We start from the raw sequence: 4,037 nt of genomic DNA, 5'->3' as shown, positions 1-4,037 counted from the left end.
CCGGTGCCTGGGCCACGCGATGGACGCACACCACGACACGGCCCTGGTCAGCGCGTCTTTGCAGATGGCTGCCGCGACCCGCGGCGGCGTGGACGGAGTGATCTTCCATTCGGACCGCGGCAGCGCATACACGTCCGCGGCGTACAACAGCCTGTGTGACCGCCTGGGCGTGGTGCAGTCCATGGGACGCGTGGGTTCGTGCTTCGACAACGCGGCCGCCGAGGCGTTCAACTCGCTGATCAAGGTCGAGTACATCCACCGGCACCGTTTCCGTACCCGGGCCGAGGCCCGCCTGAAGATCGCTACGTGGATCGCGGACTTCTACAACACCAGGCGCCGGCACAGCCGGGCCGACGGACTCCCGCCCGTGAAGTTCGAGGAGATGATCCATCAGCAACGTGAAGCCGCCCGCGAGAAGCGCGAAGCGGCGTGAGACAGGACTCTACGTTCGCAGGGGATTGACATAGACGAGCCAGGAGACATGCTCAACGAGCTCGTGCGGGATGCCGGGCATGGAAGGATACGGAACCAACAGGGCCCCGGGCAGTCGGCAGTGCTGAGTGGAATCAACACCGCCAACGACCGGGGGCTCTGTCACGTCACTACTCCCCTGACCAGCCCTTTCACCCTTCAGCAACAAGATGAAAGAGGTTCAGTAACGTGACGGGGCCCTTTTCAGGAAGCGTTGATACCCGGTCAATGACACGGCCGGAGACCAGGTCGTATGGTCTCCGGCCGTGGTGCGGTACCGGGCTGCCGTGTCTGTCGGCCGACGGGTACGGCTGAGGGACCGGGGTCAGCTCATATCAGCGTGCCCGATTCGGAAAGCGTTGTCGTTATCCCGTCGTTGTAGTTCAGCTTCACTTTCCAGGTCGTGTCCTTAGCCGGCCACGTCGTACGTGCCGCGTTGAACACCTTTTCTACGGTGGTGTGCAGCGCGCCGTCACAGACCACCGCACTGGCCCCATCGGCTGCGGACCCGTTCGGTCCCGTCAGTTCGTAAGAGATGGAATTGGCGTTGCCGCATCTGTAGGCGACGTAGAACGTGACCTGTTTCCGGTCGGCGCTGGGGGTCACCCAGATGATCCTCAGGAAGGGGGTGACGTAGGGGGTGAAGGTCCACACCTGCGTGGCATCATTCGGAATGCAGTCTGCGGACGCCAGAAGGGCGTCCCCGGTCGGCTTGCTGTTTTCTGCGGTGAGGCAGTAGCCGGTGTCTGTGCCGGGGCTGCTGGTGGTGCCGGAGTAGAGGCGGATGGTTCCGTCCGCCTGTTTCCTCCACTGCATGTTGTCGTTCCTGATGCAGGGCATCATGTTGACGCCGCCGATGGCGGTGGTGGAGGCGGCGTGGAGGCACATCATCGTACCGGTGTCGCCTTCGTCGTGGTGTGCCTGCAGCTGGCCGTCGGCCGTGAAGTACCACCTCTCCGAGGTGTTGTTGTTGTTCTTGTCGCCGTCGCAGTACCAGTTCTGGAGCTTCGGTATGGTTATGGGTATCTTTCCGACGGTCGCCGCCAATTGCCACACCCCGTTAGGAGCGGCGTTCAGGCAGTAGCTCGCGTCGTTGGACGTGTTGAGCGCACTGGTGAGTTTGATCTTGTAGGGTGTCGTGCCGATCCAGGGATAGTCCTGCTTCTTGTCCCACCAGGACACAAGGTCGGCAGTGGAGGATTGCGACATTCCTGCGGTGCCGCCGTAGGTTATTGCCAGAAGGTCGATCGTTTTGAACGCCTCCTGCAGGTTGCCCTTCGCGTTGGCGAGAACGGCAGCGGCGATCTGCACGTACGGACTCGCGGTTCCAGCCGTCGTGTCCGGTACCGAACTGGCCCAGACGCCGGTCGTTCCGAAATTGAAATTGTTTGCCATGCGCTGCAGGACCTGCTGCGCGTGCCGGAAGGTGGGCCCGTACCACACGGCGCTGGTAACCGCGTCGTACATGTCCGAAGCCTCCTGGTTCCACACCGGTGGGCCGTTCGTGAAACCGCCTGCGTTACCGCCCGCTTTCAGGCCGTCCCGCGCTGCGGTCTCCAGCGTGGAGATGACAGAGGCGGGGCTTTTCTTCCATGTCGTGTTCGTCGCGGGTACCTTTGCGGAGGCATCCCTCACCGCCCACCCCGCCGAGGCGTAGGGCGTGGAGTTGTAGCCCGGCTGGCTCTGATTGGCGGTGTACTCCATCCACAGGAGCTTGCGGAAATTGGGCTGAAGCACCAGTTTGGCGGCGTCCGCCTGGGTGGCTGTCTTGTTAAAATCCTTGAGGCTGGTCAGAATTCCCTTGATGGCGTCGCTGGAGCCGGCCGCGTCCCACCCGCTCGACTCGAGTGCGTTGAACGCCGAACTGAAGAGGGTCTGGTTGCCTGAAGTGCGGGGCGTGGTCAGGTCGCGCCACGTGTAGTGCCCGATGCCCTCCTGCGGCGCGATGTTGCCGCTGAGGGTGGACGAGGCGGGTTTGATCTTGTCGTGGTAGGCGACCCACGAGATATGGCCGGGCGTGGTCATGTACGTACCGAACTTGTCGGCCCGGATGGCGTACATGCCGACGGTGGGGAAGCCGAGCTGGCTCAGCCAGCCGGAGACACCCTTGACGTTGAGGACGCCCAGTATGCCGCTCAGCTTGTTGATGAACTTGGCCCCGACGGTGGTTTTGTTTTGCTGGGCCTGTTTGTTGGCCTGGGCGAACGTGGCGTTGGTTCCGGCGAAGGCGGCCAGACTGATCTTGTAGTCGTCGTTTCTGACGGACTTCGTTTCACCCGGTGCGATCGTGACGGCCTCGGCCTTGAACTTCTCGAACAGGAGGTCGTTCAGGCCGCTCATGCCCCCCGTCTGGAGAGCGGTCGCGGCACTGCCGTTCTGCGGCAGCCTGGCCAAGAGGTCCTCCGCGCCCTCCCAGAGGGTCTTCGCGTCCCCGTTCAGCTGGGAGAGACACTTCCCCAGCGACAGCGCCGCATCCTTCGCATCGCTGGCGATCCGGAGCTCGGATATCGACTGGGTCTTGTATGCGGTCAGCTTCTCATTGGCACTTTTCACGAGACCCCAGGCACATGTCTGGTAGTCCCCCAGCGCGCCTCGTATCGCCGCTTCCGATGCCAGGCCGGTCCAGTTCCCCGACGCCACGTTGATTGTCAGGCTGGCGGCCGCCGCGGCCATGTCCGCGAATACGAACGCCAGCCTCGTCTGCTGGAGGACGTAGATGTTCTGAGCGGTGGCCGCCGTGCCGGTGGCCCCCGTGCCGGTGGGGGCGTTCTGACCGGTGGAGTTCTGCACTTGCACGTTCTGTGTGGCGCCGATACGCGCCCAGTCCAGGAAGGTCGTGCCCTTCCAGAAGTCCTTCAGGATCGGTATCTGCGTCTGGCCCGGGACCCAGGTGTCCTCCTCGGCAGTGGTGTACGGGATAAAGTTGATGGCGCTGGCCGTGGGGGCTCCGACAACACCGGACCCGAGGACGACGGCCAGGGTGAGGGCGGCCGCGGCGGACTGTCTCGCCACCACCGCCCGCGTTCCGCGCTTCTTCTTCTCTTGTATCGACATCTGTTGCTTCTTTCTCTGTCATGGCTGCTCTGCTGTCCGGTATCCGCGGACCGGAGCGGTCCGCGGATACCGGCCGGGACACCGGTACCACAGCCCCAGATCTTCGTTGTCGTGATCGAAGCCGATTGCTTCGATGCCCGCGGGGTGGCCGTCCCCTGGCCGCGCCGGCTGTCGCAGGAGCCGGCCGGGAGCCGGCCAGTGGTTCGAGGACCGAGGCTGACCGGTTCCGAACCCCGGTTCAAGATCCGCGGTGGTGCACGAGGCGGGCCGGGTGTTCTTCTCGTGTCCGATGGCCGGTGCGGCGTCTGTCGGGTGACGGCGGCCTTGACCCGCCGTCCGCGATGTGGGGGATCGGGCCCGGCCGGTTCCGGACGGTCCGGTCCGGGGCCCGCGAGGACGGGGCCCGGCGGGCGGGGCGGGGCCCGTCCCGTGGGGAGGCGCCTGCGGGCCGATGGCGTCGGGAAGGGGTCGGCCGGGGGTGTATCCCGGGGCCGGGGCGGTGACACGCGTGC

The 4,037-nt window shown here is 64.8% G+C and carries 2 protein-coding genes; one reads left to right on the top strand and one right to left on the bottom strand.

From position 1 onward, the window contains the following. On the top strand, positions 1-433 hold a 433-nt coding region (locus ACFYP3_RS37165; RefSeq protein WP_388842511.1), incomplete at its 5' end, for a DDE-type integrase/transposase/recombinase. Between the two features lie 368 nt (positions 434-801). Here ACFYP3_RS37165 and ACFYP3_RS37160 read toward each other — a convergent pair. Beyond that, complete coding sequence (locus ACFYP3_RS37160; RefSeq protein ID WP_388842509.1) at positions 802-3,525, bottom strand: ricin-type beta-trefoil lectin domain protein; 2,724 nt, start codon at positions 3,523-3,525, stop codon at positions 802-804. Positions 3,526-4,037: the final 512 nt, after the last annotated feature.

This window comes from Streptomyces sp. NPDC005533, assembly GCF_042871845.1.
GTDB lineage: Bacteria > Actinomycetota > Actinomycetes > Streptomycetales > Streptomycetaceae > Streptomyces.
The sequence above is the reverse complement of the archived record's forward strand: the minus strand, read 5'-3'. Positions and strand labels throughout refer to the sequence as shown.